The organism is Burkholderia sp. Ac-20379, assembly GCF_017104645.1.
Taxonomy (GTDB): Bacteria; Pseudomonadota; Gammaproteobacteria; order Burkholderiales; family Burkholderiaceae; genus Burkholderia.
This window is the reverse complement of the sequence record NZ_JAAGPF010000545.1, coordinates 1-2,945: the sequence shown is the minus strand read 5'-3', so window position 1 is coordinate 2,945 and position 2,945 is coordinate 1. Positions and strand designations below refer to the sequence as shown.

At 71.1% G+C, this 2,945-nt stretch carries 4 protein-coding genes; all 4 read left to right on the top strand.

Annotated features, from left to right (window positions below; translation table 11 throughout):
* Positions 1 to 235 (top strand): hypothetical protein (locus G3N92_RS32535; protein WP_206131633.1); only part of this gene is annotated, 235 nt, incomplete at its 5' end.
* A gap of 17 nt (positions 236 to 252) precedes the next feature.
* Positions 253 to 1,515 (top strand): MFS transporter, encoded by a 1,263-nt coding sequence (locus G3N92_RS32530; RefSeq protein ID WP_206131632.1) that lies wholly within the window; start codon positions 253 to 255, stop codon positions 1,513 to 1,515.
* Positions 1,512 to 2,168 carry a maleylacetoacetate isomerase gene (gene maiA, locus G3N92_RS32525; RefSeq protein WP_206131631.1) on the top strand — a complete coding sequence of 219 codons (657 nt, stop codon included), beginning with the start codon at positions 1,512 to 1,514 and terminating at the stop codon, positions 2,166 to 2,168. Before G3N92_RS32530 ends, maiA begins: the two co-directional genes overlap by 4 nt.
* Positions 2,165 to 2,945: sterol desaturase family protein (locus tag G3N92_RS32520; protein WP_206131630.1), on the top strand; the 781-nt coding region annotated here is incomplete at its 3' end. The genes maiA and G3N92_RS32520, both read left to right, overlap by 4 nt.

The following is a 2,945-nucleotide window of genomic DNA, read 5'->3' as shown; positions in this document are numbered from 1 at the left end:
CGCCTATCCGCTCGCGCCCGGCGACGCGCTCTACGTGCCGCCGTGGGCCGCGCACCGCTTCGCGGCCGGGCAGGCGGGCCCGAGCGATCCGGCCGCTCCGCTCGTGCTGTACGCCGTGCAGAACCTGCCGCAACTGGCCGCGCTCGGCACGCTGGTGCGCGAGGCGGCGCACGGCGGCATCGAGCATGTCTATCGCGCGCCGGACGGCGCGTCCCCTTCCTCCCGTTCATCCTGATCCTCGAAGGAGCCTCCGTGAATTCGTCGGACACCCAGGGCCGGCTCGGCACCGCGGCGCTCTACGCGACCGTGTTCCTGCCGTTCGCTTTCGGCCATTACGTTTCGTTCGTGTTTCGCTCGATCAACGCGGTGCTCGCGCCGTATCTGGTCGAGGCGCTGCAACTGAGCGCCGCCCAGCTCGGGCTGCTGTCGAGCGCCTATTTCGTCTCGTTCGGGCTGGCGCAACTGCCGGTGGGCATGGCGCTCGACCGCTACGGCCCGCGCCGCGTGCAACTGACGCTGCTCGGCGCGGCCTCGGCCGGCTCGCTGCTGTTCGCGTTCGGCACCAGCTTCGGGCCGCTGTTCGCGGCGCGCGTGCTGACCGGCATCGGCCTGTCGGCCTGCTTCATGGGCTCGATCAAGGCGCTGTCGTATTGGGTCGAGCCGCGCCGGCTGCCGTCGATCCACGGCTACCTGCTGGCGGTGGGCGGGCTCGGGGCGATGTCGGCCACGCTGCCGGTGGAGCTGGCGTTGCAGCAGTTCGGCTGGCGCGCGGTGTTCGTCGCGCTGGCGGTGGTGACGCTGGCCCCGGCGCTGGCGATCCGCTTCCTGACGCCGCCCGATCCGGTCGCGCATCGCGTCGCGCGCTGGCCCACGCTCGGCTCGCTGCTGGAGGTGTATCGCGATCCGGCGTTCCGCCGCACCATCTCGCTGCTGCTGCCCGCGCACGCCGTGGCGTTCGGCCTGCAGGGGCTGTGGATGGGGCAGTGGCTGCAGGACGCGGGCGGGCTCGGCACGCGCGAGACGGCCGCGCTGCTGTTCGTCGGGATGGGCGCGATCGTGGCCGGCTCGCTGTCGATCGGCAACCTCACCGAATGGGCGGGCCGCCGCTTCGGCGCGAAGCCGATCGACGTGGCCGGCGTGGGCGTGGGGCTGTTCCTGCTGGTGCAATTGCTCGCACTGCTGAACGTCGCGCCGTGGATTCCGGCCCTGAGCGTGGCGTTCACGCTGGTCGGCACGATCGCCGGGCTCGAATACACGATCGTCGCGCAGAACGTGCCGCCCGCGCTGACGGGCCGCGCGGCCACCTGCCTGAACCTGCTGATCTTCTTCGGCGCGTTCCTGGTGCAGAGCGGCTTCGGCTTCATTGTTTCGGCGTGGACGCCCGACGCCGCCCACCACTATCCGGCCGCGGCCTATCAGACGGCGTTCGCGGTGGCGATCGCGCTGCAACTGCCGGGCTTTCTGGCCTGGCTCGTGCGCACCGCGCGCCGCCCGTCGCAACAGGAGGCCGCATGACCACGCTGCATGGTTTTTACCGCTCGTCCGCGTCGTTTCGCGTGCGCATCGCGCTGCATCTGAAGGGCATCGCGTACGACACCGTGTCCTACGACATCGCGCAGCAGGCGCACCGCGATCCCGCCTATCTGGCGCTGAACCCGCAGGGGCTGCTGCCGACGCTCGCGATCGACGGGCTGCGGCTCACGCAATCGCTCGCGATCGTCGATTACCTCGACGCGACGCGGCCCGCGCCGCCGCTGTATCCGGCCGATCCGGCCGGGCGCGCGCGCGTGGCGAGCCTGGCGGCGGCGGTGGGTTCGGACATCCATCCGCTCGGCGCGGCGCGCGCGGTGCGCTACCTGCGCGAGACGGCGGGGCTCGATGCCGAGCAGGCCGCCGCCTGGCAGCGCCACTGGATCGAAACGGGTTTCGCCGCGCTGGAGGCGCGGCTGCAGGACGGCGCGACCGGCCGCTTCAGCCACGGCGACACGCCGGGCGTGGCGGACCTGTTCCTCGTGCCGCAGGCGTTCACGGCGCGCCGCGTCGGCGTGGCGGTGGACGCGTATCCGACGATCGCCGCGATCGTCGCAGCATGCCTGGAGTTGCCGGCGTTCCGGCATGCGCATCCCGACAATCAGCCGGACAGCCAACAGGAACGGAGATCGACATGAGTCTGATACAGCTTGCCCTCGACAATCCACGTTACGCGGTGATGGCCACCGGCCTGCCGCTGCTGATCGCGGCCGAGGCGGCCGTGCCGCTGCTCGAAGGCGAGGGGCGCTGGCGGCACACCGCCAGGAACCTCGCGATCGGGGTGATCTACGTGGCCACCACGGCCGTGCTCGGGCTCGGCATCGTGTGGCTGCTGCACGCCACCGAGCGCCATCAGTGGGGGCTGTTCCCGCTGCTCGGCCTGCCGCTGTGGCTGCAGGTGGTGCTCGGCGTGATCGCGCTCGACTTCGGCGATTACTGGCGGCATCGCGCCGATCACACGTTCCGGCTGCTGTGGCGCTTTCACCGGCTGCATCACAGCGATCCGCTGATGGAGGCGTCGACGACGATCCGCAACCATCCGGGCGCGGCGTTTCCGATCCTCGCGCCGCGCGCGATCCTGATCCCGCTGCTGGGTCTGCCGCCGCTCGCGTTGCTGATCCATGCGCCGCTCGCGCTGGCCGGCCAGCTCTATCACCACAGCAACCTGCGGCTGCCGGCGCGGCTCGAGCGCGTGCTGGGCGCGGTGATCGTCACGCCGAGCCATCACTTCGCGCATCACGCGAAGATCCGCAAGTATTCGGACAGCCAGTTCGGCGTGCTGCTGATTCTGTGGGACAAGCTGTTCGGCACGCTCGAGATCGCGCCGGATCGCCGCACCACGCCGCTCGGCGTGCGCGGCTACGACGACGCGGCGAGCCAGACGCTCGGCGGGATGCTGCTCTCGATGTTCGAGA

Coding starts and splice junctions, on each gene's coding strand:
- maiA (WP_206131631.1), top strand. CDS start 1,512: ATGACCACGCTGCATGGTTTTTACCGCTCGTCCGCGTCGTTTCGCGTG.